This is a genomic window from Aquirufa sp. HETE-40SA (assembly GCF_054558635.1).
This window is the reverse complement of sequence record NZ_JBPXKN010000001.1, coordinates 417,246-441,776: the sequence shown is the minus strand read 5'-3', so window position 1 is coordinate 441,776 and position 24,531 is coordinate 417,246. Positions and strand designations below refer to the sequence as shown.

The 24,531-nt window shown below is 40.3% G+C and carries 22 protein-coding genes; 18 read left to right on the top strand and 4 right to left on the bottom strand.

The features are described from left to right. Nucleotides 1-7: 7 nt before the first annotated feature. Entirely contained in the window at nucleotides 8-454 is a 447-nt protein-coding gene (locus tag ACRZ9O_RS02020; protein ID WP_459455876.1) for a DUF2452 domain-containing protein, read from the bottom strand. A gap of 85 nt (nucleotides 455-539) precedes the next feature. On the opposite strand from ACRZ9O_RS02020, the gene ACRZ9O_RS02015 reads away from it, so the two are divergent. The 11 genes from ACRZ9O_RS02015 to ACRZ9O_RS01965 all read left to right on the top strand — a co-directional run bounded on the left by ACRZ9O_RS02015 (nucleotide 540) and on the right by ACRZ9O_RS01965 (nucleotide 10,815). Beyond that, nucleotides 540-1,550, top strand: coding sequence for an AMP-binding protein (locus ACRZ9O_RS02015; protein WP_459455874.1), 1,011 nt, complete (start codon nucleotides 540-542; stop codon nucleotides 1,548-1,550). Next, nucleotides 1,551-2,309: a hypothetical protein gene (locus tag ACRZ9O_RS02010; RefSeq protein WP_459455872.1), complete on the top strand. Its 759-nt coding sequence runs from the start codon at nucleotides 1,551-1,553 to the stop codon at nucleotides 2,307-2,309. Between the two features lie 2 nt (nucleotides 2,310-2,311). Further along, a complete protein-coding gene (locus ACRZ9O_RS02005; protein ID WP_459455870.1) occupies nucleotides 2,312-3,706 on the top strand; it encodes an aldehyde dehydrogenase family protein in 1,395 nt (464 codons plus the stop codon). Then, nucleotides 3,697-4,587 carry a tetratricopeptide repeat protein gene (locus ACRZ9O_RS02000; RefSeq protein ID WP_459455868.1) on the top strand — a complete coding sequence of 297 codons (891 nt, stop codon included), beginning with the start codon at nucleotides 3,697-3,699 and terminating at the stop codon, nucleotides 4,585-4,587. Before ACRZ9O_RS02005 ends, ACRZ9O_RS02000 begins: the two co-directional genes overlap by 10 nt. A gap of 59 nt (nucleotides 4,588-4,646) precedes the next feature. Beyond that, the gene (gene thrS, locus ACRZ9O_RS01995; RefSeq protein ID WP_459455866.1) at nucleotides 4,647-6,587 is read left to right on the top strand and encodes a threonine--tRNA ligase; all 1,941 of its coding nucleotides are present in this window, start codon (nucleotides 4,647-4,649) and stop codon (nucleotides 6,585-6,587) included. 81 nt (nucleotides 6,588-6,668) lie between these two features. Next, a complete protein-coding gene (gene infC, locus ACRZ9O_RS01990) occupies nucleotides 6,669-7,229 on the top strand; it encodes a translation initiation factor IF-3 (RefSeq protein WP_459455864.1) in 561 nt (186 codons plus the stop codon). A gap of 89 nt (nucleotides 7,230-7,318) precedes the next feature. Next, nucleotides 7,319-7,513: a 50S ribosomal protein L35 gene (rpmI, locus tag ACRZ9O_RS01985; RefSeq protein ID WP_459455862.1), complete on the top strand. Its 195-nt coding sequence runs from the start codon at nucleotides 7,319-7,321 to the stop codon at nucleotides 7,511-7,513. Nucleotides 7,514-7,596: 83 nt separating this feature from the next. Beyond that, the gene (gene rplT / locus ACRZ9O_RS01980; RefSeq protein WP_130896642.1) at nucleotides 7,597-7,941 is read left to right on the top strand and encodes a 50S ribosomal protein L20; all 345 of its coding nucleotides are present in this window, start codon (nucleotides 7,597-7,599) and stop codon (nucleotides 7,939-7,941) included. A 66-nt stretch (nucleotides 7,942-8,007) separates the two neighbouring features. Then, complete coding sequence (locus tag ACRZ9O_RS01975) at nucleotides 8,008-9,081, top strand: cysteine desulfurase family protein (RefSeq protein ID WP_459455860.1); 1,074 nt, start codon at nucleotides 8,008-8,010, stop codon at nucleotides 9,079-9,081. Continuing rightward, nucleotides 9,078-10,046, top strand: a complete 969-nt coding sequence (locus ACRZ9O_RS01970; RefSeq protein ID WP_459455858.1) for an XdhC family protein — start codon at nucleotides 9,078-9,080, stop codon at nucleotides 10,044-10,046. The genes ACRZ9O_RS01975 and ACRZ9O_RS01970 overlap by 4 nt, the downstream gene beginning before the upstream one ends. Nucleotide 10,047: 1 nt before the next feature. Beyond that, complete coding sequence (locus ACRZ9O_RS01965) at nucleotides 10,048-10,815, top strand: DUF3050 domain-containing protein (RefSeq protein WP_459455856.1); 768 nt, start codon at nucleotides 10,048-10,050, stop codon at nucleotides 10,813-10,815. A 70-nt stretch (nucleotides 10,816-10,885) separates the two neighbouring features. Here ACRZ9O_RS01965 and dnaK read toward each other — a convergent pair whose 3' ends face one another. Beyond that, nucleotides 10,886-12,775 carry a molecular chaperone DnaK gene (gene dnaK / locus ACRZ9O_RS01960; protein WP_459455854.1) on the bottom strand — a complete coding sequence of 630 codons (1,890 nt, stop codon included), beginning with the start codon at nucleotides 12,773-12,775 and terminating at the stop codon, nucleotides 10,886-10,888. A gap of 160 nt (nucleotides 12,776-12,935) precedes the next feature. Between dnaK and ACRZ9O_RS01955 the strand changes: the two genes are divergently transcribed. Then, nucleotides 12,936-13,940, top strand: a complete 1,005-nt coding sequence (locus ACRZ9O_RS01955) for a fatty acid desaturase (protein WP_459455852.1) — start codon at nucleotides 12,936-12,938, stop codon at nucleotides 13,938-13,940. A 154-nt stretch (nucleotides 13,941-14,094) separates the two neighbouring features. Here the strand turns inward: ACRZ9O_RS01955 and ACRZ9O_RS01950 are convergent, their stop codons facing one another. Together ACRZ9O_RS01950 and pgmB are read right to left on the bottom strand one after the other, a co-directional pair. Further along, nucleotides 14,095-16,365, bottom strand: a complete 2,271-nt coding sequence (locus tag ACRZ9O_RS01950; RefSeq protein WP_459455850.1) for a family 65 glycosyl hydrolase domain-containing protein — start codon at nucleotides 16,363-16,365, stop codon at nucleotides 14,095-14,097. An 80-nt stretch (nucleotides 16,366-16,445) separates the two neighbouring features. Then, nucleotides 16,446-17,093: a beta-phosphoglucomutase gene (gene pgmB, locus ACRZ9O_RS01945; protein ID WP_459455848.1), complete on the bottom strand. Its 648-nt coding sequence runs from the start codon at nucleotides 17,091-17,093 to the stop codon at nucleotides 16,446-16,448. Nucleotides 17,094-17,242: 149 nt separating this feature from the next. On the opposite strand from pgmB, the gene ACRZ9O_RS01940 reads away from it, so the two are divergent. Genes ACRZ9O_RS01940 through ACRZ9O_RS01915 form a run of 6 tightly spaced genes read left to right on the top strand, consistent with a single transcriptional unit; the run spans nucleotide 17,243 to nucleotide 24,530 of the window. Further along, nucleotides 17,243-18,949 (top strand): alpha-amylase family glycosyl hydrolase, encoded by a 1,707-nt coding sequence (locus tag ACRZ9O_RS01940; RefSeq protein ID WP_459455846.1) that lies wholly within the window; start codon nucleotides 17,243-17,245, stop codon nucleotides 18,947-18,949. A gap of 6 nt (nucleotides 18,950-18,955) precedes the next feature. After that, entirely contained in the window at nucleotides 18,956-20,281 is a 1,326-nt protein-coding gene (locus tag ACRZ9O_RS01935) for an MFS transporter (RefSeq protein WP_459455844.1), read from the top strand. A gap of 1 nt (nucleotide 20,282) precedes the next feature. Beyond that, entirely contained in the window at nucleotides 20,283-21,053 is a 771-nt protein-coding gene (locus tag ACRZ9O_RS01930) for an N-acetylmuramoyl-L-alanine amidase-like domain-containing protein (protein ID WP_459455842.1), read from the top strand. Further along, entirely contained in the window at nucleotides 21,043-22,191 is a 1,149-nt protein-coding gene (locus tag ACRZ9O_RS01925; protein ID WP_459455840.1) for a MalY/PatB family protein, read from the top strand. Before ACRZ9O_RS01930 ends, ACRZ9O_RS01925 begins: the two co-directional genes overlap by 11 nt. After that, the gene (locus tag ACRZ9O_RS01920) at nucleotides 22,184-22,822 is read left to right on the top strand and encodes a hypothetical protein (protein WP_459455838.1); all 639 of its coding nucleotides are present in this window, start codon (nucleotides 22,184-22,186) and stop codon (nucleotides 22,820-22,822) included. Before ACRZ9O_RS01925 ends, ACRZ9O_RS01920 begins: the two co-directional genes overlap by 8 nt. Continuing rightward, on the top strand, nucleotides 22,815-24,530 hold the full coding sequence (locus tag ACRZ9O_RS01915) for an IlvD/Edd family dehydratase (RefSeq protein ID WP_459455836.1): 1,716 nt from the start codon (nucleotides 22,815-22,817) through the stop codon (nucleotides 24,528-24,530). The genes ACRZ9O_RS01920 and ACRZ9O_RS01915 overlap by 8 nt, the downstream gene beginning before the upstream one ends. Nucleotide 24,531 lies beyond the last annotated feature (1 nt).

The window sequence follows — 24,531 nt, the reverse complement described above, 5'->3', positions numbered from 1 at the left end:
AGATTCACTAATTAGATTCGTTGTATTCTACCTCCCAAGTATGGTCGGCTAATAATTTTACTTTAGCTAAATAACGGCTGTATTTAAATGAACGACCCCATTCCTCGGGTGCTACTAGAGACATTAAATCGGACCCGTCTTCCTTTTCATAAAGATAATACGTTTCGCTGATAATGGGTTCGAAACCCATGGCAGCATCATAAATACGCTCTGAAATTTCTTTACGATCTGCTAATAATTTTGCTTGACGCGCCAAAACCTCCATTTGTTCGTACAATTGGTTCATTTGCCGGTCTGTTTGCTGGCGCATTGCTAACACCGATCTTCCCTTCACCTTACCCATATCATCCGGCTTGATGACTGCTCCACCTGCCGTATGAGCATACGGTAATAAGCCTGGATTTTCGGCTACTTTATCGGGATTAATGGGATTTAAAAAAGGATCTTCTACCATCTGGGGTGTTTGCTTTAAGGATACCCTTAATTAACTCACGAAATTAGAGAATGTTTGGTTAATTTTGGAAAGTTTCTCTAATAATATGCGCCATCTGGCTTCGCTCTTCTTGGATTATCCTGTTGCTGAGACAGAATTTGAACAGCAAGTATTTGCTTTTTGTCAGGCTTGGAGGGCGGGTAAACAGGAATTCACCTTTCATACTTCGGGTTCTACCGGTGAACCAAAACCTATTGTAATCTCTCGAGAGCGCTTGTATTTGTCTGCTAAGATGACTGGAGATTGGTTGAAACTAGAAAAAGGCGACGTGGCCTTATTATCTTTGCCTCCTACCTACATCGCTGGGGTTATGGTGTTAGTAAGAGCTTTGGTGCATGATTTAGCGTTGATTTTAGTGGAACCTTGCCAAAACCCCTTAAGTAAATTTCCTCCCACCGATATTCACCTAGCCTCTTTTGTACCTACGCAATGGGCGACTATGGTAGAATCCGAAGTACAACTCAGTGATTATTTTCAACGGGCAAAAGGTGTTCTCTTGGGAGGTGCATCTGTCCCAAAAAGTTTGCGAAAAGACTACTTTTTCCCTGTTTTCGAGACCTATGGTATGACTGAGACCGTTTCGCATATTGCTTTTCGAACTTGGAATAAGGTCCATTTTCAAACATTTCCTGGGGTTCAAATAGGTCAGAATGACGAAGACTGTTTATTAATCTGTGCTCCGGTGACAAATAATAAGTGGATCGAGACGCGAGATGTTGTCGAATTACAAGAACGGGGTCAATTTATTTTAAAAGGACGTTTAGATCGGGTGATTAATTCAGGAGGCCTTAAGTTAGAGCCTGAGAAAATAGAAGCGGTTTATCAATCTATAACCTCCTTACCCCTTTTTGTGGCTGGAATTCCCGATGCTTTCTGGGGACAAAAATTGGTTTTATTTTTGGAATCCTCATCACCTATTTCAATTACCTTAGAAACAGAGCTTTTAAGATCTGCAGAGATTCCCAAAGAAATCATTTGTCTTCCTGCTTTCATAAAAACGGCGAGTGCTAAAATTGATACGGCGAAAACCGTAGCTTTGTACCTTAATTCCCTTTAGATGAACCCGAATAAATTATCCCGCAGTTTCAAACTATTCTATGAGTCTCCCATTAATGTGCCGGCTCCCTATCACTTAGAAGCTGTTTTTACTTTTTTGCTATTTGATTCCGAAAAACCTACGATAGCGATTGAAATTCAATACATTGACCGATCAGATTTTTCAAGAGAAGAATTAATTGCAGATGGTTTGGTGCCGGATGATAGCTGGACATATTCAGGTGAATTGCCTTTAGTATGGAGAGATCGATTGATGCCTGCTTTTCAAGAATATGTCACAGGTTCATGTTCTCCTAAAGATCAGGAGCCTTTTATTACTTTAGAAGCGAATGATACGACTCCTAATGTTCCTTTGTATTTAGAACCGCAAGAATCTTTGATTCAAGAATTTATGCAGGCAATGTTTGAAATAGATGGCCGCGAATTACCCTTGTATTTAGGCTTTCAATTCAAAGATCGTGCCGGAAATTGGCGTAAAATCGAGGGTGAAATGTCTTTTGCCTCTCTGAATTTTACTTACCTTGATAGCGAAGAAGGTCAAAAAACGTTCTCGAATTGGGATGAATTGCAGGAATTAATGAATCACGTTTTTATCGCTGAATTTTCCGCAGATAAGGCAAATGAGAACTGCAAAAGCGCTAGCTTGGCTGTTTATCCGGGGGATGGTTTGTGGTATGTGGCGGGTCATTCGTTACGTAAACCGAGTGGAAACAATTACTATTTTGACGAGTTAGAGGAAAAATTACAATTCATTTTTTAACTATGGAAAATCAAATTATAGACGTTCTGAATCTACAGAAATCAGCTTTATTGCGTTTGTCTACTTCTTCTGCAACAGAGCGTATTGAAAAATTGCGTAAAATTGAAAGTTACTTAATGCACCATAGAGATGAACTTTGTGACGCCTTATATGCGGACTTTAAGAAACCTGCTTCTGAAGTAGTAATCGCCGAGATGTTAGGTGTAAAGCGCGAGATTCAGCATACAATTAAGCACATAAAATCCTGGATGAAACCACAATCGGTTTCTACTCCTTTAATGCTGTTAGGAACGAAAGGATTAGTGCAATATGAAGCAAAAGGACTTTGTTTAATTATTTCACCTTGGAACTATCCTTTTAATCTATCCATTTGCCCTTTAGTACACGCTATTGCAGCTGGTAATGCGGTGATATTGAAGCCATCTGAATTAAGTCCAGCCACTGCAGCCTTCATCCAAAAGATGATTTCATCCCTTTTTGATAAAAGTGAAGTAGCTGTTTTTGAGGGAGACGCGAGTGTATCTACGTTTTTATTGGAACAGAAATTTGATCATATATTTTTCACAGGAAGTCCCGCAATCGGAAAAGTGGTGATGGCGGCAGCAGCGAAGCATTTAACCTCTGTAACGTTAGAATTAGGAGGGAAATCTCCTGCGATTGTAGGTCCAGAGGTTAATGTGGAAGAAGCTGCGGCTAAAGTTGCTTGGGGTAAGTTCTTAAATAATGGCCAAACCTGCATTGCTCCCGATTACCTCTATTTACACGAGAAGAATTATTTCTCTTTTTTGAAGGCTTTGGAAGCTACAGTGGAAACCTTCTATGGTAAGAATGTTGCTAAAAGTAAAGATTATGCTCGAATCGTTAACCGTCGTCATTTTGATCGTATTGTTTCTATTTTAGAAGATGCGAAGGAAAAAGGTGCCCAAATATTATTTGGTGGAAAGACAGATTCAGATGATTGTTTTATTGAGCCAACAGTACTAGTAAATTGTACTCCTGACATGCGCATTATGCAAGAGGAAATTTTTGGCCCTATCTTACCGGTGATGTCCTTCCAAGATGAACTAGAAATTACTTCAACTATTCGCCAAGGTGATAAGCCGCTAGCTTTATATGTATTTTCTACGAATACAGAGTTTAATCAATACATATTAGATCACACGAGCTCTGGAACATCGGTGGTTAATGATTGTTTGATTCAATTTGGTCACAATGAATTGCCTTTTGGTGGGGTAAATCATTCTGGTATTGGTAAATCAGGTGGTCACTATGGTTTTATTGAGTTCTCAAATCAAAAATCGGTGGTATTTCAACGCACTAATTTATTAAAGAATTTCTATCCTCCATACGGTGTGAAAGTGCGCTGGATGATTGATTTTGTACTAAAATGGCTTTAAGATTATTCTTTTTAGGGTGTTTGTTTTTATGGTCTTGCCAAAGTTCTCCTGATTCTCAGGGTGAGAATATTCCAGATCTGCGAGCGATTGCAACAGGTCAGCAGCCAGAAAAGAATATTCAATTTTTAACTCTCCAACTAGAAGATCAACCTAGTGCGAATCTTTATTATTTGCGTGCCAAAAATTATTTAGCACTTCATGCCTATGGTTTGGCGGATCAAGATATGGAGAAAGCCTTACACGATAATCCCGGAGAACCTGCCTATTTAGCCCTTTCTGCAGCAATTAAACAAAAAGTCGAGGATTATTCGACCTCAATTGATCGAGCAAAGTTGGTTGAAATTACGGATTGGAATTCTCCTCAAAATAGTCTTTTGTTAGCTCAGAATTATTTTGCTTCGAAACAGATGAGTCTAGGTCGCATTTATTTAAAGAATATTAATGCTGCTAATTTGCCTGATTTGGATAAACGTTTATTGAATGCTGTGAAAGATTTTGCTGTATCAGATTCTTTTCGGCTTTACAGTTTGATGGATCAAAAACCAAAGGATGAATCTCCTTTAGTTTACATCTACTATGAACAAGGTTTGGATCGAATACCCGAGCTTGAATATCAGAGTCTCATTCTTGAAAGTTTAAAGAAATACCCCATGGATCCTTATTTTATGCGGTATTGGGCTCGTTTTTTGGTCAAAATGAAAAAATATACTCAAGCTGCCTCTGTTTACAAGCAAGTATTAAAGGTGTTTCCTAGAACTAAATCTTTGGCTTCAGAATTAATGTATATGGATTTAGCAAGGCAAGGTAAGTTGCCATCTAAGCGCACAGAATCGGAATCAGATTCTTTGATTGTTTCGTCTGATTCTTTATCCCAAAATTAATCAGGCCCTATTTTCAATACATTGCACCTTAATTTGTACCTTTGCACAAATTTTTTAGAATGATCAAAATTACATTTCCAGACGGACAAGTAAGAGAATTTGAAAATGGAATCACTCCATTTCAGGTGGCTATGTCTATTTCAGAAGGTTTAGCACGAAATGTGTTAGCGGCTAATTTAAATGGCGAAGTAGTGGATTCCACCACTCCTATCAAAGCTGATGCAGCTTTGCAATTGTTAACCTGGAATGATACGGATGGTAAAAAGACCTTTTGGCATTCATCTGCTCACTTATTAGCTGAAGCGATTGAAGCCCTATATCCTGGTACTAAATTTGGTATTGGTCCAGCCATCGAAAACGGTTTTTACTACGATATAGACTTAGGAGAGCAAGAATTTGGTTCAGATCAATTCAAAGCGATCGAAGATAAGATGCTGGAATTAGCACGTACGAAGAATGAATACATTCGTACTTCTGTTTCTAAGGCTGATGCCATTTCCTATTTCAAAGAGAAGGGCGACGAATACAAATTAGAATTAATTGATGGTTTAGCTGACGGCTCGATTACCTTCTATAACCAGGGTAATTTCACGGATTTATGTCGTGGACCACATATCCCAAATACCGGCTTTATTAAGTCTGTTAAATTGCTTTCTGTGGCTGGTGCCTACTGGCGCGGCGACGAAAAACGGAAACAATTAACGCGTATTTATGCGATCACTTTCCCTAAAGCGAAAGAATTAGAAGAGTATTTGACCTTATTAGAAGAAGCCAAACGCCGTGACCACCGTAAACTCGGTAAGGAAATGGAATTGTTTGCCTTTTCTGAGAAAGTAGGCATGGGTCTACCCTTGTGGTTGCCTAAAGGCACATTATTGCGTGAGCGATTAGAAAATTTCTTGCGTCGTGCGCAAGTAAGAGCAGGTTATTCTCCTGTTATCACTCCACATATTGCGAGCAAAGAATTATATGTGACTTCCGGTCACTACGCGAAATATGGAAAGGACTCTTTCCAACCGATTCGTACACCAGATGAGAATGAGGAATTCTTCTTAAAACCGATGAATTGCCCTCACCACTGTGAGATTTACAAGACAAAGCCCCGCTCCTACAAGGATTTGCCTTTGCGTCTTGCTGAGTTTGGAACCGTTTATCGGTACGAGCAAAGCGGCGAATTACATGGTCTAACGCGTGTTAGAGGCTTTACTCAAGATGATGCGCACATTTTCTGTCGTCCAGATCAAGTGGAGGACGAGTTTATGAAAGTGATTGACTTGGTATTATATGTGTTCAAAGCCTTAGGTTTTGACTCCTATTCTGCTCAGGTTTCATTACGGGATAAAGAAAACAGAGAAAAGTACATCGGGAATGATGAAGATTGGGATCGTGCGGAAGCTTCCATCATTCGTTCGGCAGCAGCAAAAGGTCTACCTACCGTCATTGAATATGGTGAGGCGGCTTTCTATGGTCCTAAGCTGGACTTTATGGTGAAAGATGCCTTGGGTCGTAAATGGCAACTAGGTACGATTCAAGTAGATTATCAATTGCCTCAGCGCTTTGAATTAGAATACACGGGTTCCGATAATATGAAGCATCGTCCTGTGATGATTCACCGCGCACCATTTGGTTCATTAGAGCGTTTCGTAGCCATATTAATTGAAAATACGGCAGGAAACTTCCCTTTGTGGTTATCTCCAGATCAAATTGCAGTCCTTCCTATTTCTGAGAAATACGAAGATTATGCGAACGAACTTTACTTGCGTTTACAGGAAAAAGATTTACGTGGCTACGTAGATCACCGTAATGAGAAGATGGGTCGTAAAATCAGAGATGCAGAAATCGCTAAAGTACCGTTTATGATTGTGGTGGGAGAAAAAGAACAAGCAGAAGGTATTGTCAGCGTTCGTAAGAAGGGTGATGGAGATGTGGGATCCATGACTTTAGACGCTTTCATCGCGATGGCACAAGAAGAAATCCAGTCTCTAACCTATGAAAAATAGGACCTTATGCGTTTTTTGCTTGCAATTGCGTTAATTTTGATTTAGCTTTCGATTTAATATATATTAAACCCATTTTATTTTATGGCTTTACGCCCGAATAACAATTACAGAGGAAATAGAAGAGAAGAAGAACCCTACCGGATTAATCAATTAATACGTGGTGTGGAGGAAGTTCGATTAGTAGGCGAGAATATTGAGATTGGAGTTTATCCTTTTGAGAAAGCGTTAGAATTAGCGAATGCACAGAGTTTAGATTTAGTGGAGATCTCTCCTAAAGCAGTCCCTCCTGTTTGTAAGATCATTGATTATGCTAAATTCAAGTATGATCAAAAGAAGAAACAAAAGGAAATCAAGGCAAATGCAACGAAAACGGTTATTAAAGAAATTCGTTTCGGTCCTAATACCGATGAGCATGATTTCAATTTCAAATTAAAACATGCGGTTAATTTCCTTAAAGAAGGAGCTAAAGTGAAAGCTTATGTACACTTCGTGGGTAGAACAATCGTCTTTAAAGAGCGTGGCGAAATGTTGTTATTGAACTTCGCTAAAGGTCTGGAAGATGTGGGTAAGCCAGACGATATGCCTAAATTAGAAGGTAAGCGGATGAGCATCATCTTCTCCCCTAAGGCCATCAAGAAATAATTTTCAAACGGATGCTGGAATTATAGGGTAATTTTCATTACTTTTGCATTCCAAATTTCAAAATTTAATTTTTACATAATTATCAAACAATGCCAAAAATTAAAACTAACTCTGGAGCGAAAAAACGTTTCAAAGTAACGGGAACTGGTAAGATTAAGCGTAAACACGCATTTCACAGCCATATCCTAACTAAAAAAACGACTAAGCAAAAGCGTAATTTAGTTCACGCAACCTTAGTTCACCCATCTGATATGGACCGAGTTACTTTATTACTAGGTCTTTAATTAGAATTTAAGTTATTGTTAAACCAGAAAGAAGGCCTAAAAAGTAATCAACCGATTCGCCTCATTTCAAAAAACAAAAAATTATGCCAAGAAGTGTCAATCACGTAGCCTCAAGAGCAAGAAGAAAGAAAATCCTTAAGTTAGCGAAAGGATTCTACGGTCGCGGAAAAAATGTCTGGACAGTAGCAAAAAACAAAGTAGAGAAAGGTTTGCAATACGCATACCGTGATCGTAAAGTTAAGAAAAGAGATTTTCGTGGTTTATGGATCCAACGTATCAATGCAGCAGCTCGTCAAGAAGGTCTTTCTTACTCAGCATTTATGGGTAAATTCAATAAATCTGGAATGACTTTAAATCGTAAAGTTTTAGCTGACTTAGCGATGAATCACCCAGAAGCTTTCAAAGCAGTTGTAAAGAACTTGAAGTAATTCTCGTTTATACACAAAGAGAGCCTCGAATTTTTCGGGGCTTTTTTTTGTGCCTATATTTGTCCTATGATGCATCAGCCGATCTATCTTGATTATGCAGCGACCACTCCGGTTCACCCGGAGGTACTTTCGGCTATGCTCCCCTATTTTACAGAAGTTTTCGGTAATGCCGGTTCATCCGCCCATTTATATGGCTGGAGAGCGGCAGAAGCTGTAGAACAATCTCGGTTAACACTCGCAGCTTATTTTCAAGTCAAATCGTCTGAAGTCATATTTACTTCTGGCGCCACTGAATCAATTAATTTAGCCATTCGAGGTTTTCTGCAAGGAAAGCCTAAAGGACATCTTATCACAAGTGTACTAGAACACAAAGCTGTGCTTGAAGTATTTCATGCCATGGAAGGCGAAGGCTGGGAAGTTACGTATCTAGTAGATGTTTCAAATCTTGAATCAGCCATTCGCTCAGATACCGTTTTAGTGTCGTTAATGCTAGTCAATAATGAATTGGGGACGATTTTAGACTATGAGGAAGTTTTGCAGTTTTGTGAAGAGCGAGGTATTTGTTTTCATTCTGATGCAACTCAGTCGATTGGAAAACTCTCGCTGACCCACTTACCTCATTTACTAAGTTTCAGTGGACATAAAATTTATGGCCCTAAAGGAATAGGAGCATTAATTTCGCGTGTTCAGTTGCAGCCTATCTCTTTTGGTGGTGGACAAGAACGAGGTTTACGTCCTGGAACTTTGTCCGTCCCTTTAATCGTAGGCTTAGCAAAAGCCGTAGAGATGATTCCTGATTGGCTTTCTAAAGCTTCTTTTTACCAGCATGCTAAAGAGCGCCTATCTGTTTTACTTCCATTGATTAATTCTCCTGAAAATTCAGTTCCTTCCATTCTTAATTTTACGCTGAACGGGGCAGATTGGGAACGTATGTTTCAAGTATTAAATGGGTTGGCCTTTTCGAATGGTTCAGCTTGTAATGCAAAGACGGAATTACCTTCTCACGTGTTGAAAGCCTTAGGACATTCGGATGAGGATGCGTTAGCGAGTGGCCGAATAAGTTTAGGCTATTTTACCACGGAAGAGGATATTGATCGTGTATGCGAAATCCTTTCCCAAAATTTACCCAAACTCCTATGAAAGAACTCTATACGGTCATTCAGCAAGTGAAGGATTTGCAAAAAGCTGGGTTGAAATTTGTCTTAGCAACCGTGGTTCGTGTGGAGGGTAGCGCCTACCGTCGTCCAGGAGCGAGAATGTTGATAGCGGAAGATGGGAACTGGTGGGGAGGAATTTCCGGCGGTTGCTTAGAGGGGGATATTTTGAAGAAGGCACAACTTGCCTTGTTTTCGCAGAGCTATAAAACGATAACCTATGACACCCGCGAGGAAGATCCATTTGCCTTAGGCATAGGATTAGGTTGTCAAGGAATCATTGAAATTCATATTAATCCATTCCAGGATCAAATTAATGCACTTGTCGACGTTTTAAAGAGGCATTTAGAAGGTAATAAAGCGCATACGTTAAAGATGCATCTTTCTGCTAATTTTCAATTTGATTTAGAGGATGTATCTGCTTCACACGGAAGTGAATGGTCGGATAATGTTTTTAAGGAATATTTACCGGCACCCATGACTATTTGGGTTTTTGGGAATCAATTTGATGCGCAGGGATTTATTCAGCAAGCCAGTGTATTAGCATGGCGCGTGAATTGGGTGGGTATTTTGACTAAAATGAACTCAAATCTTACGGTTATGGGTCGTTATGGATATGAGGATATTTGGCCTATACAATCTTCTGATTTTTTGGTGATGATGACGCACGATTTAGAAAAGGATGTGAAGATTTTGGAGAAATTGCTCTCCGCTCCTGTTATACCGGCCTATGTGGGAATCCTTGGACCCAAGAAAAGATTTGAAAAGCTCCAAAACCATTTCATTGAGGATTTAGTTACCCTATTACCTATTTCGACACCGATTGGTTTAGATATAGGTGCAGAAGGACCAGAAGAGATTGCCATCTCGATTATGTCAGAAATTTTATCAACTAAAAATAACAGAAACGGTCAGCGATTAAGTTTACGAGATCGCGCCATTCACGAATAATATGAGTACACAGATAAACCGCCTAAAAGACCAGATTAACCCATTGCGTGAGGCTTTAGTGCATCATCCGATTAATTCCTTTATTCAAAGTACGAGTGAGTTAGAGGTGTTTATGAAGCACCACGTTTTTGCGGTATGGGACTTTATGTCCCTAGTAAAGAAGCTGCAACAGGAATTTACGTCAGTGGATGTGCCTTGGAATCCCAAAGGCCCAGCAGAAGTTCGATATTTAATTAATGAGATTGTATTAGGGGAAGAGTCCGATGTGGATCAAAATGGTATTTACATCAGCCATTTTGAACTTTACATAAGAGCGATGGAGGAATTGTCGTTTATGCCCTCTCCTTTCTTACATGAATTAAGATCCTATGCGAATTTGGATGAATTATTGCTAGCTATTCCTAAAGCCAATATTCCTGAATCCGTTAAGGCTTTCTTGACGTTTACTTTTTCTTCGATTCAAAATAGAAGTATTGAAGAGATTGCGGCTATTTTTACATTTGGCAGAGAAGATATTATTCCAGAAATGTTTCAAGTAATTGTCGATCAATTAAAGCGTGATTCGCCTGAAAAGGTGGAAACCTTAGTGTATTATTTAGAACGTCATATTGAAGTAGATGGTGGTCATCACAGTGAGTTAGCCTATAAGATGATGGAACACCTGTGTGGTGACGATGAGTCGAAGTGGCAGAAAGCGAATCAGGCTGCGGTGGAGTCATTGCAGGTTAGGCTGAAGTTGTGGGACGGGATAGTAGAGCATAAAGCATAAAGCACAAAGAATAAAAATGCAAAAAGCCCGATCTAGAACAGATCGGGCTTTTTTACTTTACCGCTTAGGCTTATTTTACTTCTTCAAAAGAAACGTCTTCCGCTCCACCATCAGCTGCTGAATCTGCTGATTGAGTTGCTTCGCCGCCTTCTGCGCCAGCGCCTGCCGCATACATTTCTTGAGATGCCGCTGTCCAAGCTGTGTTTAATTTTTCTAATCCAGCATCGATAGCGGCTAAATCTTGAGAAGCGTGAGCCACTTTCAATTCTGCCAAAGCACCTTCAATCGCTGTTTTATTTCCTTCCGATAATTTCTCACCGTATTCTTTCAATTGCTTGTCCGATTGGAAAATCAACGCATCTGCTTGATTGATTTTTTCCACTTTTTCTTTTTCTAATTTATCCGATGCTTCGTTTGCCTTCGCCTCGTTACGCATTTTCTCGATATCTGCGTCAGTTAAGCCGCTAGAGGCCTCGATACGGATTTTTTGTTCTTTACCTGTTCCTTTGTCTTTGGCAGAAACATTCAAGATACCATTCGCATCAATATCGAATGTTACTTCGATTTGAGGTACACCACGTTGTGCAGGTGGCAAACCATCTAAGTGGAAACGACCTAATGAACGGTTATCTTTCGCCATTGGACGCTCACCTTGAAGAACGTTTAATTCTACTGAAGGTTGGTTATCCGCTGCCGTAGAGAAGGTTTCAGACTTCTTCGTAGGAATCGTCGTATTAGCCTCGATCAATTTTGTGAATACACCACCCATGGTTTCGATACCTAATGAAAGTGGCGTTACGTCTAATAATAAAACATCTTTCACCTCTCCCGTTAATACCCCACCTTGGATAGCAGCTCCGATCGCAACCACCTCATCTGGATTCACTCCTTTTGAAGGTTTTTTGCCAAAGAACTTCTCTACCTCCTCTTGAATACGTGGAATACGCGTCGAACCACCTACTAAGATGACCTCATCGATATCGGAGTTCGTGTAACCTGCATTTTTCATCGCACGCTTACAAGGTTCTAAGGTACGCTGGATTAAGCTATCGGCTAATTGTTCGAATTTCGCTTTTGATAAAGAACGTACTAAGTGTTTCGGGATACCATCTACCGGCATAATGTATGGTAGATTGATTTCCGTTGCAGCGCTAGAACTCAATTCAATCTTCGCTTTTTCAGCCGCTTCTTTTAAGCGCTGTAAAGCCATTGGATCTTTACGCAAGTCGATATTCTCGTCAGCGATGAATTCTTCTGCTAACCAGGTGATGATTACTTGGTCAAAGTCATCTCCACCTAAGTGTGTATCGCCATCTGTTGATTTTACTTCGAATACGCCATCGCCTAATTCAAGTACCGATACGTCAAACGTACCACCACCTAAGTCGAATACCGCAATCTTCATATCCTTACCGCCTTTGTCTACGCCATAAGCAAGAGCAGCAGCTGTAGGTTCGTTGATGATACGTTTAACTTCCAAACCAGCGATTTGACCCGCTTCTTTCGTTGCTTGACGTTCTGCATCATTAAAGTAAGCAGGAACGGTGATAACCGCTTCCGTTACTGTTTGGCCTAAATAATCCTCTGCTGTTTGCTTCATTTTTGTCAAAATCTGCGCAGAAATTTCTTGTGGCGTATATAGACGATCACCAATGCGAACACGTGGCGTATCATTATTTCCTTGCTCCACCGAGTAAGAAATCGTTTTAAGTTCAGAGCTAACCTCTGAATATTTTTTACCCATGAATCGCTTCACAGATGAAATCGTATTCTGTGGATTTGTAATCGCTTGTCTCTTCGCAGGATCACCTACTTTACGTTCGCCGTTCTCTAAAAATGCAACGATCGATGGAGTCGTACGTCTTCCCTCTGAGTTTGCAATAACGACTGCCTCGTTCCCTTCCATTACCGCCACACATGAGTTGGTGGTTCCTAAGTCAATTCCAATAATTTTTCCCATGATTATTTTTAAATATTTTGTCTGCATTTATACAAGGAATATGCCATACAAGATTGCCAAAGGCTTTTGTGACATATTGTCATCTTTTGATTTAAAATCAAAGAGCTAACGGAAAAAATGTCGATATATAGTATATTTGCAACGTATTAAATAGACAATTATGTCCGAATCAAAAGACTTTAATTGGGTAGAAGGCCCAGAACCGCATAGAGCCCGTACACGTGCTATAGTGAGAGCGCATCCAGAGGTGAAGAATTTAATAGGTAAGAATCCGATGACATTCGTTTGGATTTTGGCTTGTGTAGGTATGCAAATAGCCATGGCCTATTTTATTAAAGATTATCCATGGTGGGCGATTGTGGCAGTTGCTTGGATTTTTGGGGCATTCCCAACGCACACTTTATTTGTGTGTATTCACGAATCAGCTCATAATTTAATTTTCAAAAAGAATTCCTGGAATGTAGCAGCAGGAATCATCGCTAACTTTCCTTCCCTATTTCCTACAGCCATTTCCTTCAAAAATTTCCATTTAAAGCACCATGCTTTTCAGGGAGTACATGAATTAGATGCTGATTTACCGGATTATTGGGAGGCAAAATTGATTGATAATTATTTCATCGGAAAAATGATCTGGTTATTATTGTTCCCTTTCTTTCAAGGCATTCGTACCATGCGTTGTTTAGAATTAGCCGTATTTGATCGCCCGGTAATCATGAATATTATCGCTCAAATTGCTTTTGATGCAGTAATTGTTTATTTCTGGGGCTGGTCTGCATTAGCCTATATGGGATTAAGCTTCCTATTTTCTGTGGGATTACATCCACTAGGAGCACGTTGGATTCAGGAACATTTCTTAGTGTTAGACAAGAACCAAGAGACGTATTCGTATTATGGAAATCTGAACGGAATTAATATGAATGTGGGTTACCATAATGAACACCATGACATGCCCTCTGTGCCTTGGAATAATTTGCCAAAGTTAAAGGCAGCCGCTCCTGAGTTTTATGACAACTTAAAGTATCACACTTCTTTTGTGAAGCTATTCTTTACCTTCTTGTTTTCTCAAGAACTTGGTTTATATTCTCGTATTGCGCGTAAAGACCGTGACGGAGTTCCATTGACGGATCAATCGATGCCGGATATAGAACTCGTTAATAAAGCATAAGCTTTATTAAAAGCATAAAGAATAAAGCACAAAGAATAATGTTTGAATCGCCTTTGGCGATGAGTATTTGAAATATTCTTCACGAATCAATTAAAAAAGGGATCAATTTTTGATCCCTTTTTAAATACATAATTTATGCTTTGTGCTCTATGCTTTATACTTTACTAAGTATGAGTGGATTATTATGCACAAACACCGTCAACTCCGGTCCAGCCAAATTAGTAATCTCCACTCCCGATTTTTTCACAGCAATGTTTAATTGATTCGCGCGGAAGTTGATTTTGAAGGAGAATTCGTTCCATTGTTTTGGCAAGAATGGATTAAAATGCAAGGTGTGATCCTTTAAGCGCATGCCACCAAAACCTTTAATAATGGACATCCAGGTGCCCGCCATACTGGTAATGTGGCAGCCATCCTCTGTATCATTATTATAATCATCTAAGTCTAAACGTGCGGCACGTGTGTAGAATTCATACGATTTGTCTTCTTTGCCTAATTTAGCGGCTAAAATGCTGTGAACGCAAGGGCTTAACGATGATTCGTGTACCGTGATAGGCTCATAGAAATTGTAATTGCGCTCTAATTCTTCTAGGCTAAAATCGTCCTCAAAGAAATAAATTCCTTGTAATACGTCCGCTTGTTTAATGTAGCATGAACGAAGGATGCGATCCCAAGACCATTTTTGGTTGATGGGTCTTTCAGCAGTAATGGTATCTACTGGCGCGATTACCTTGTCTAAGAAACCATCTTGTTGCAAATAGATCCCCTGTTTTTCATCTCGTGGGAAATACATGTTTTCGATGATGTGCTGGAATTGCGTTATTTCCTCTTTAGTAAAGGCTGTTAACGTAATTTTGGCAGCAGCTTCTGAAGGGTAATTCTTTTGAATCTCTGTGTAAACTTCAAGCGTGTATTTTAAACACCAGGTGGCGATGTAGTTCGTGTACCAATTATTGTTAACGTTGTTTTCGTATTCATTAGGGCCTGTTACGCCTAGCATGACGTATTTCTGTTTGTCTTCCGACCAGTTTACGCGTTGAGCCCAGAAACGAGCGATTCCAACCAACACTTCCCAGCCGTACTCTACTAAGTGTTTGCGGTCGTCTGTGTAATTAACGTAGTCCATAATCGCATAGGCGATGGCTCCGTTACGGTGGATTTCTTCGAAGGTGATTTCCCACTCGTTGTGGCACTCTTCTCCGTTCATCGTCACCATTGGATAAAGGGCTGCGCCTTTGTTAAAGCCTAATTTGCCTGCATTTTCAATGGCGCGGTCTAATTGCTTCCAACGGTAGATTAATAGGTTTTTAGAAACTTTAGCTGGAGCTGTTCCTAAATAGAAGGGAATACAATAGGCTTCCGTGTCCCAATAGGTTGAACCGCCGTATTTCTCGCCGGTAAATCCTTTTGGTCCAATATTTAAGCGATCATCCTCACCTGTATAGGTTTGGTTCATTTGAAAGATATTGAAACGAATACCTTGTTGAGCGGATGCATCACCTGAAATGATGATATCATTGATGGCCCATTTGGTCGCCCAAGCTGCCGTTTGTTCTTCTAGCATTTGGTCAAATCCTTTCGCCGAAATACGCGCCAAGTAATCTGACGCAATCTTTTCAAAGGAAGCTGTTGGGTGATTCTCTGAGCTGATATTAACGGCATACTTGATGATGGTTAACTTTTCACCTTTCTTGGCTGAAAGCGTGTATGCAAGTTCACTGTATTTTTCTCGAGTTGTTGGGGTAGCTTTTGCGTCTACTTTTTGACCATTAGCTTGAATCTCGATTTGCTGAGCTGTGATGACTTCGAAGCCTGTTTTTTTGGTTTTGGACCAAACAAAATTCGAACCCACTTTTACCTCATCCCAGAATTTTTCATCGTAATTCGAGTCCTTATTCTTGATATCTCCATCGATAAAGGCTTTTACTTGAATGTCTTCGGTGAAGTTTAGCGGAGTGATAGAATAGGAAATAACACCTGATTCATCATCTGCCATGCTATTGAGGCGAATGGATTCGATGGCTACACGTTTACCGTTCGAAAGGGTGATTTCGCAGGTACGGAGGATATAACCCTCCTTCATGTTCAATTCACGGTAAAATGAATGGATTTCACTCGTGTGTAAATCGACCTCTACTCCACCGATCTGTATAGATAGGCCGTTCCAATTAGCGGCATTTAATACTTTGGCAAAATATTCAGGATAACCGTTTTTCCACCAACCTACGCGCGTTTTATCTGGATAATAGACGCCAGCTACATAATTTCCCTGAAGAGTTTTACCTGTGTAAGTCTCTTCAAAAGATCCTCTTTGTCCCATACGGCCATTGCCTAGAGAAAAAATGGATTCAGTGATTTCGTTGTAGGCAGGGTGGAATTGGTCCTCGATAACTTTCCACTCATCAATTTTAAGGTATTGCTTCATTCTGTTGATTAGGTAAATAGAATAACTTTACAAAAATAGATAATTGCAAATTTTGGACATTTCTGTGCTAAGCTGTTTCTTTAAAAATGGAGTAAAACAGCCGATTTTATTCCAATAAAATTTGGAATTACCTTGTTAGCATCGCTCAATACCGACGCTTCTCCTATTCCAATGACCTTCATTCCCCCATTTATCGCTGCTTCTACCCCAGCTTGTGCGTCTTCGAAAACGATACATTCAGCTGGCGAATAACCTAGTCCCTCGGCACCTTTCAAGAATACTTCTGGGTCTGGTTTGCTCTTGCTTACTTTATTTCCATCTATAATTAGATCAAACCAAGGCATTAATCCTGTCTTTTCTAGGATGATCTCCGCGTTTTTGCTGGCTGAACCTAAGGCTATTTTATAGCCTTCTTCTTTGATTTGACCTAAAAAATCCACCACACCTGGAAGGATTTCGGATGGATTCATATTCGAAATTAAGTGCAGGTAGTTGTCGTTTTTCTCTTTTAACCAAGTTTCCTTTTGCTCATCCGTAGCCGAATAAGAGGCCCAGTCCAAAATGCGATTCAATGATTCTACTCTGGAAACGCCTTTTAATTGTTCGTTTTGCTCTTCGGTTAATTGGTAGTTGAAATTCTCTCCTAGCATTTTCCAGGCTTGAAAGTGGTATATCGCTGTATCAACTAATACTCCGTCGAGATCAAAAAGGCAGGCTTTGTAAGACATATTTAGGTATGGATTGTTTTAAAGATTAGCAAAATTATTACATTTACATCTGCCAAAAAACCTTTTTCTGCTGTGCTAGACAGTTTATTTTAAATTATATGCGTAAATTTTATCTTGTTCTATTGTCCGCCTTCTTAATGTACCCCCTTATGGCTCAGAAAACCGTAAAAACTGATAAACATGTCGTTTACCAAATGATGTTCCATCTTTGGGGAAATCAAATAACAGATGTTAAGAGAAATGGTTCAGCTGCAGAGAATGGAGTAACGAAATTTAAAGATGTTTCTGCTAAAGGTTTGCAGGCTTTGAAGAAGAAAGGTTATTCTCATTTATACACGACGGGAATTTTAGAACATGCGACGATGGAGGATTTTTCCGCTTTTGGTTCGCCTTTAGATCATCCACAAGTAGTTAAAGGCCGCGCTGGTTCGCCCTTTGCGATTAAGGATTATTATGATGTGAATCCTTTTTTAGCTGATAAACCGGCAGAACGTATGCAAGAGTTTTCTGCTATGTTAAATCGTGTCCATCAAGCCGATTTAAAATTAGTCTTGGATTTTGTCCCTAATCACTTGGCTAGAGCGTATCATTCAGATCAGAAGCCGGCGGGAGTGGTTGATTTTGGCCAAAACGATAACAAAGACCTCTCCTTCTCTGCTTCCAATAATTTCTACTATTTACCAGGTACTCAGTTTACCATTCCGACGGGTGTGAATCCGCCAGTTCCGGTGACTGTTCCTTACATTGAAATTCCTGCGAAAGTGAGTGGGAACAATGTATTCTCCGCTCAACCTTCGATTCATGACTGGTTTGAAACGGTCAAGTTAAATTACGGTGTTGATCTTCAACACGGTAATCAGACTCATTTTGACCCGATTCCAGATACTTGGTTGAAGATGACGGATGTGTTAGTGTATTGGACCCAAAAAGGGGTGGATGGATTCCGTTGTGATATGGCTGAGATGGTGCCTGTGGAGTTTTGGGCTTACGCGATTCCTAAAGTGAAGGCAATTAATCCAGAAGCCGTATTTATCGCTGAAATCTATAATCCACAAGAATACCGGAATTACATTTTCAAAGGAGGATTTGACTATTTGTATGATAAAGTGGGTCTTTATGACGGTATTCGTCATATTATGGAAAAGAAACCTGGCGCGACTACGGCTGACATTACCCGTGTTTGGCAAAATGAATCTGGTGATTTTGCGAACCACATGTTACGTTTTTTAGAAAATCACGATGAGACTCGATTGAATTCACCAGGCTTTGCGGCATCTAATTTTTGGTCTACGATTCCTGGTATGGTTTTGACTGCGAGTATGCACGATGGACCTTTAATGATCTATTTTGGTCAGGAGTTTGGGGAGAAAGCACAGGAAATTGAAGGATTTAATGAGGCTGACGATCGTACCACGATGTTTGACTTCTACCGGGTGGATACACACCAGCGCTGGCTAAATGGCGGGAAATTTGACGGTGGTAAATTAACTGCGGCTGAAAAAGAAATTGATTCTTTTTATGGCGAATTGTTAGCGTGGATTAATTCGAGCGAAGTGATTCAAAAAGGAAAGTTTTTTGATCTTCAATACGCTCAAAATTCGGCCTATCCAAAAGATAAGGTGTATGCTTATTTACGCTATACAGATAAAGGTCGCAACTTAATTATTTGTAATTTTGATTCTGAGAATCACGATTTCAATATCGAAATCCCTACGTTAGCACTAGATATGATGGGAATAAAATCCTATACGCTTAAAACGTTCAAATCCTTTGTGCCTCCTGCAGCTGCGGCGGGGAAAGTCGAAGGTAATTTCATTCAAATTCCTTCTAATTCCGCAATCATTATTTCACTATAAAAACCTATGAAAACATTTACTAAGCCGCGTTTAAGCATCGGCCAAATCTTTAATATGAGTGTTGGATTTTTAGGAATTCAGTTCGGTTTTGCTTTACAGAATGGTAATGCCTCTCGTGTCCTTCAAAATTTCGGTGCTGATGTCGAGCAATTATCTTGGTTTTGGTTAGCTGCTCCATTAACCGGTATGCTTGTTCAGCCAATTATTGGTTTTTATTCAGATCGTACCTGGAATGGATTGGGTCGTAGAAAACCTTTCTTTTTAACCGGAGCAATTTTGGCTGCAACGGCCTTGTTTTTCTTCCCTCATGCGGGAGCATTGGCGAATTTTATCCCTCCTATGATCGTGGGTGCGGGTATTTTAATGATGATGGATGCTTCCTTCAACGTGGCGATGGAGCCATTTAGAGCATTGGTGGCAGATAATTTACCAGAGGAACAAAATACGCTAGGCTTTTCGATTCAAACTTTCTTGATAGGAATTGGAGCGGTAGTGGGTTCTTGGTTACCGTATATGTTTGGTAATTGGTTTGGTATTTCAAAGGTTGCTGCGGAAGGCCAAATTCCTGATAACGTGTTATATAGTTTCTATGTAGGGGCGGCTGTGTTTATTACTGCGATTGTTTGGACGATTGCCACAACTAAGGAATATTCTCCTGCAGAGCGCGAGTCGATGGGTTTTGAGGAAGAAGGTACTACCGATTCGATTTGGTCCGTTTTCCGTTACATCAAAGAAATGCCTTTCACGATGCGCCAATTAGGTGTAGTTCAATTCTTTTCTTGGTTTGCTTTATTTTCTATGTGGGTATTCTCCACTCCCGCGATCGCGCATCATGTTTATGGATTACCAATGGACGATCATAGTTCTCCTGAATTCCAAAATGCTGCGAACTGGGTAGGTATTATTTTTGGTGTTTATAGTGCTGTTTCTGCTGTTTATGCCATATTTTTGCCACGCATTGCTAAAGCCATTGGAAATAAAGCGACACACGCGGTTTCGTTAATTGCCGGTGGTTTGGGATTAATATCTATCTATTTTATTTCTGATCCACAGATGCTGATATTCAGTATGGTGGGTGTGGGAATGGCTTGGGCCTCTATTTTAGCGATGCCTTATGCCATTTTAGCTGGTTCCATTCCGATGTCTAAAATGGGCGTGTATATGGGAATTTTTAATTTCTTTATAACCTTACCTCAAATCGTAAGTGGTATCATTGGAGGATCTTTAGTGAAACACGTATACGGTGGTAATGCTATTTTCGCTATCGTGGTTGCGGGTTTCTTCTTTATAGCAGGTTCGATTAGCGTATTTTGGATTAAGGAAAAGGCTTAGTATGAAGGTCTGGGTATTTTTGCTTTTCCCTTTGATCGCTTTTTCTCAGCTAATTCCCCCAGCAGTTTTGCCTCGTATTCAAGCGGCCCGAGAAAAGCATAATCCTTTGTTGATTGCGGAGCAATTTTATGGCCTTCCCTATGCCTCTCATGCTTTATCAAAGGAAAATCCGGAGAAGTTTGTGGTGGATTTTTCTGGTTTTGATTGCGTAACCTTTGTGGAGAATGTGTGGAGTTTATACCGTTCCAAAGGAGTTGATTCTATATTCCTTCGTGAATTAGAGCGGATTCGTTATGCTAGAAAGCCTATTTCCTATGAAAATAGGAATCATTATTTAAGCGCCACATTTCTTCAAATGGAAGACAAAGGATTGTTTAAACAGGTTATTCCTCCTTTATACCGTGTTTTAGCGGTTAAAAATATTGATTTTTTGTCGCAATTTTTGGCTCCTAAAAAATGGATGATTGTGCTCCCTGATATTCAGAAAATGGAAAATGATTTAGGGCCGATGACTTATGTTCCTAGCGCATCCTTTTCTAAGGTGTCATCTTTTCTTCAATCGGGTGACGTTATAGCCTTCGTTTCAAAGCGGAAAGACCTTGATTACCAACATGTAGGCTTTATCCGCCATCTAAACGGTCAATATTATTTAGTCCATGCTTCTCAAGATCGCAAAAAAGTGTGTCAATCAGTTGAATCAATTTCCGTATATTTAAAGAATCATCCTTCCATGATAGGATTTAATGTCTTTAGACCAGAATATGTCCATTAAACAATACAATTTCGACCAAATTATTGATCGCCGCCAAACCCATTCGTTCAAATGGGATAACGTGACCTACCCTGCTCACTTAGACATGTTACCCATGCCAGTGGCAGATATGGATTTTCCGGTGGCAGATGAAATATTGCAGGCATTGGATCGTATTACGGATCACGGTATTTTAGGTTATTCTATTGTTCCTGAAACTTTAAAAACAGCGGCTCAGCATAAAATTGAACGCGATTATGCTTGGTCTACTTCGCTTGATTCACAAGTTTGGATTCCTGGTATTGTTCCCGGAATTACGGCTGCTTGCGCGGCCTTAACCAATGAGAAGGAAGGAATTATTAACGCGGTTCCTGTGTATCATCCCTTTCATTTAGTGGCTGGTTGGGTTAATTGCCCACTGATTACGTTTGAAATGATCAAGGAAGGCGATCGTTGGACTTATGATTTTGAAGATTTCGAACGAGGTCTTCAAAAAGGGCCGAAAGTTTTCCTTTTGTGTAATCCACATAATCCAGGTGGGACGATTTTTAATGAAACAGAAATCTTACGCATGGTGGAACTTTGTGCCAAATACAACGTAACTATTGTTTCTGATGAGATTCACGCCGATTTGCGCTTATATCCTCAGTCGAAACACATTTCGATTGGGCGATTTGAGAAACAACCCATCATTAGTTTCTTCGCTACATCTAAAGCATTTAATACAGCGGGTTTAGGTGGAGCAGTTGCTGTTATTCCAGATGCAGCACTTCGAGATAAATTTACCAAAGCATCCGCTGGCTTCTTCTCCATGCTTTTTAGACACAGTATTGAAGTGATGTTAGCCACCTATGCTCATGGGGAAGAGTGGTTAGCGCAGCTTCTGCCCTATTTACGTGCGAATCACGATTTACTTTTAGATTTTGTGCGTGTTACTCCAGGTCTAGCTATGCAGCCTCTTGAAGGGACCTATTTAGCCTGGATTGAATATGATGAAGCTTTATTGGGTGACTTCCAAAAGAAATGTTGGGATGCTGGTGTACACGTGTTGCGAGGAGAGCAATTCAAGGGTAAGAATTTTATTCGGCTAAATTTTGCATGTCCACGAGCGGTTCTAGAAAAAGCAATTGAACGCATGAAATCGATTACCAATGGCTAAGTTGTTGAAGTTTTTCTTGTTCATGCTATTGTTAGGCTTTTTAGCCTACATTTTCGTGTACATAGGAGAATTAGATGACAAGCCAGAAGAAACGGAGATAACAGATGTGGATGTGGTGAAGGCTTATGGAGATTCCCTAGCGCTCATTGCTGCAGATGATACCGTATCGAAAATGAGGGCTACTGCGCTGACATCTGCCTTTGAAGACTTTACAGTAACTGTAGACGCAGGAGCGATTCGACTGGAGAAAAGTCATTCAGTTCTTTTAGAAAAAAATGTATTGAATTTCAAGGCAACCTCAGTCTTGGCCACTGATTTGAATGGAAATGAAAAGCCAGAATTCTGGGTAGCCGGCTGGCAGGGTAAAAACTACCGAATCTTTGCTTTTGAATATGATAACCGGAAATTTCGGGACATTCGGTTTCCTACTATCATGGGACGGCAGCGGTTGGGATATATGGGGGCAGATAGTTTGTATTTAGAAAAGGCAGCCATTGTGCATTCTTTTGGCTATGAAAATGATCCTTATGCTGATATCTCTTCGGGGATTCGCGCTTGTTATTATAAATATGGAGCGGACGGCAGTTTTGTCCTCTCTAAAACCTTAGACCTAGAAAAAGAAGATGAGTAAAGTAGAATTGCGTTCGCAGCAGTGGTTTGGAAAGACCGGTAAAGATGGATTTATTTATCGAGCTTGGATGAAGAACCAAGGGATTCCAGATGATTATTTTCAAGGTAAACCGGTCATCGGTATTTGCAATACTTGGTCAGAATTGACGCCTTGTAATGCACATTTTAGGGAATTAGCGGAATTTGTAAAGAAAGGAATTATCGAAGCGGGTGGATTTCCGGTGGAGTTCCCAGTCATGTCTTTAGGCGAAACCTTAATCAAACCTACCGCCATGTTATACCGCAACTTAGCGAGTATGGACGTGGAGGAATCCATTCGGGCGAACCCTATTGACGGTGTGGTACTCATGTGTGGATGCGACAAAACGACTCCTTCTCTCGTGATGGGTGCTTGTAGTGTCGATTTACCAACCTTGGTTATCTCGGGTGGACCTATGATGAAAGGGAAATTTAAAGGGAAAGAAATTGGAACATCGGACGTTTGGCGTTTCGCTGAAGCTTATAAACTAGGAGAGTTAACGCAGAAGGAATTTATTGAAGCTGAAGCCTGTATGGCTAGAACGCCAGGTCACTGTGCGGTGATGGGTACAGCGTCTACGATGGCGACGATGGTAGAAGCTTTGGGATTAAGTTTACCTCAAAATGCGGCCATTCCAGCGGCAGATGTACGTAGAAAAGTTCTTGCACAGCATTCTGGACGTCGTATTGTAGAGATGGTGAATGAGGATTTGAAGATGTCCAAAATATTAACGCGTCCAGCCTTCGAAAATGCCATTCGCGTCAATGCAGCAACAGGTGGCTCGACCAATTTTGTTATTCACTTAACGGCTATTGCGGGTCGATTAGGCGTAGATTTAAAACTGGATGATTTCGATGAATTCTCTCGTAATATTCCGCTTTTGGCTAATATTCAGCCTTCTGGACAGCACTTTATGGAAGACTTGTATTATGCAGGTGGTCTTCCTGCTTTGATGAATCAAATGAAGGAACATTTGCATACGTCTATTGTGACGGTAAATGGTAAGACAGTGGGCGAAAATATTGATAATACGCCTATTTACGAGCCTTCCATTATTTCTACTTTTGATGCTCCGTTTAAACCGGATTCAGGAATAGCGGTAGTTCGTGGAAATCTAGCACCCAATGGTGCTGTCTTGAAACCATCTGCAGCCTCTAAAGCACTATTTAAACACCGAGGAAAAGCCGTTGTTTTTGAAAATATTGAAGATTACCATGCGCGAATTGATTCTCCTGAATTAGAAGTCGATGAAAATTCGGTGATGGTCTTGAAGAATGTGGGGCCTAAGGGGTATCCAGGGATGGCAGAGGTAGGTAATATGGGAATTCCCAAGAAGTTGTTGGAAAAAGGAGTCAAAGATATGGTTCGTATTTCTGATGGTAGAATGAGTGGTACGGGTTTTGGTACGGTTATTCTTCATGTTTCTCCTGAATCCGCCGCCGGTGGACCATTAAATTGGGTTCAGAATGGGGATTACATTGCCTTAGACGTCGAAAATAGAACGATAAATTGGGAAATTTCAGAGGAAGAATTAGCGGCTCGTAAAGTAGCACAACCTTTTGAGAAGCCTAAAACGATTCGTGGTTATGTAGGTCTTTTTATCGATCACGTAGAACAAGCGGATCAAGGAGCTGATTTCGATTTCTTGAAAGGCGGATCAGGTTCGATTGTAACCCGCGATTCGCATTAGT

Excerpts from the sequence above, each read along its gene's own strand:
- ACRZ9O_RS02020 (WP_459455876.1), bottom strand. The coding sequence starts at position 454 with ATGGTAGAAGATCCTTTTTTAAATCCCATTAATCCCGATAAAGTAGCC.
- ACRZ9O_RS02015 (WP_459455874.1), top strand. The coding sequence starts at position 540 with ATGCGCCATCTGGCTTCGCTCTTCTTGGATTATCCTGTTGCTGAGACA.
- ACRZ9O_RS02010 (WP_459455872.1), top strand. The coding sequence starts at position 1,551 with ATGAACCCGAATAAATTATCCCGCAGTTTCAAACTATTCTATGAGTCT.
- ACRZ9O_RS02005 (WP_459455870.1), top strand. The coding sequence starts at position 2,312 with ATGGAAAATCAAATTATAGACGTTCTGAATCTACAGAAATCAGCTTTA.
- ACRZ9O_RS02000 (WP_459455868.1), top strand. The coding sequence starts at position 3,697 with ATGGCTTTAAGATTATTCTTTTTAGGGTGTTTGTTTTTATGGTCTTGC.
- thrS (WP_459455866.1), top strand. The coding sequence starts at position 4,647 with ATGATCAAAATTACATTTCCAGACGGACAAGTAAGAGAATTTGAAAAT.
- infC (WP_459455864.1), top strand. The coding sequence starts at position 6,669 with ATGGCTTTACGCCCGAATAACAATTACAGAGGAAATAGAAGAGAAGAA.
- rpmI (WP_459455862.1), top strand. The coding sequence starts at position 7,319 with ATGCCAAAAATTAAAACTAACTCTGGAGCGAAAAAACGTTTCAAAGTA.
- rplT (WP_130896642.1), top strand. The coding sequence starts at position 7,597 with ATGCCAAGAAGTGTCAATCACGTAGCCTCAAGAGCAAGAAGAAAGAAA.
- ACRZ9O_RS01975 (WP_459455860.1), top strand. The coding sequence starts at position 8,008 with ATGATGCATCAGCCGATCTATCTTGATTATGCAGCGACCACTCCGGTT.
- ACRZ9O_RS01970 (WP_459455858.1), top strand. The coding sequence starts at position 9,078 with ATGAAAGAACTCTATACGGTCATTCAGCAAGTGAAGGATTTGCAAAAA.
- ACRZ9O_RS01965 (WP_459455856.1), top strand. The coding sequence starts at position 10,048 with ATGAGTACACAGATAAACCGCCTAAAAGACCAGATTAACCCATTGCGT.
- dnaK (WP_459455854.1), bottom strand. The coding sequence starts at position 12,775 with ATGGGAAAAATTATTGGAATTGACTTAGGAACCACCAACTCATGTGTG.
- ACRZ9O_RS01955 (WP_459455852.1), top strand. The coding sequence starts at position 12,936 with ATGTCCGAATCAAAAGACTTTAATTGGGTAGAAGGCCCAGAACCGCAT.
- ACRZ9O_RS01950 (WP_459455850.1), bottom strand. The coding sequence starts at position 16,365 with ATGAAGCAATACCTTAAAATTGATGAGTGGAAAGTTATCGAGGACCAA.
- pgmB (WP_459455848.1), bottom strand. The coding sequence starts at position 17,093 with ATGTCTTACAAAGCCTGCCTTTTTGATCTCGACGGAGTATTAGTTGAT.
- ACRZ9O_RS01940 (WP_459455846.1), top strand. The coding sequence starts at position 17,243 with ATGGCTCAGAAAACCGTAAAAACTGATAAACATGTCGTTTACCAAATG.
- ACRZ9O_RS01935 (WP_459455844.1), top strand. The coding sequence starts at position 18,956 with ATGAAAACATTTACTAAGCCGCGTTTAAGCATCGGCCAAATCTTTAAT.
- ACRZ9O_RS01930 (WP_459455842.1), top strand. The coding sequence starts at position 20,283 with ATGAAGGTCTGGGTATTTTTGCTTTTCCCTTTGATCGCTTTTTCTCAG.
- ACRZ9O_RS01925 (WP_459455840.1), top strand. The coding sequence starts at position 21,043 with ATGTCCATTAAACAATACAATTTCGACCAAATTATTGATCGCCGCCAA.
- ACRZ9O_RS01920 (WP_459455838.1), top strand. The coding sequence starts at position 22,184 with ATGGCTAAGTTGTTGAAGTTTTTCTTGTTCATGCTATTGTTAGGCTTT.
- ACRZ9O_RS01915 (WP_459455836.1), top strand. The coding sequence starts at position 22,815 with ATGAGTAAAGTAGAATTGCGTTCGCAGCAGTGGTTTGGAAAGACCGGT.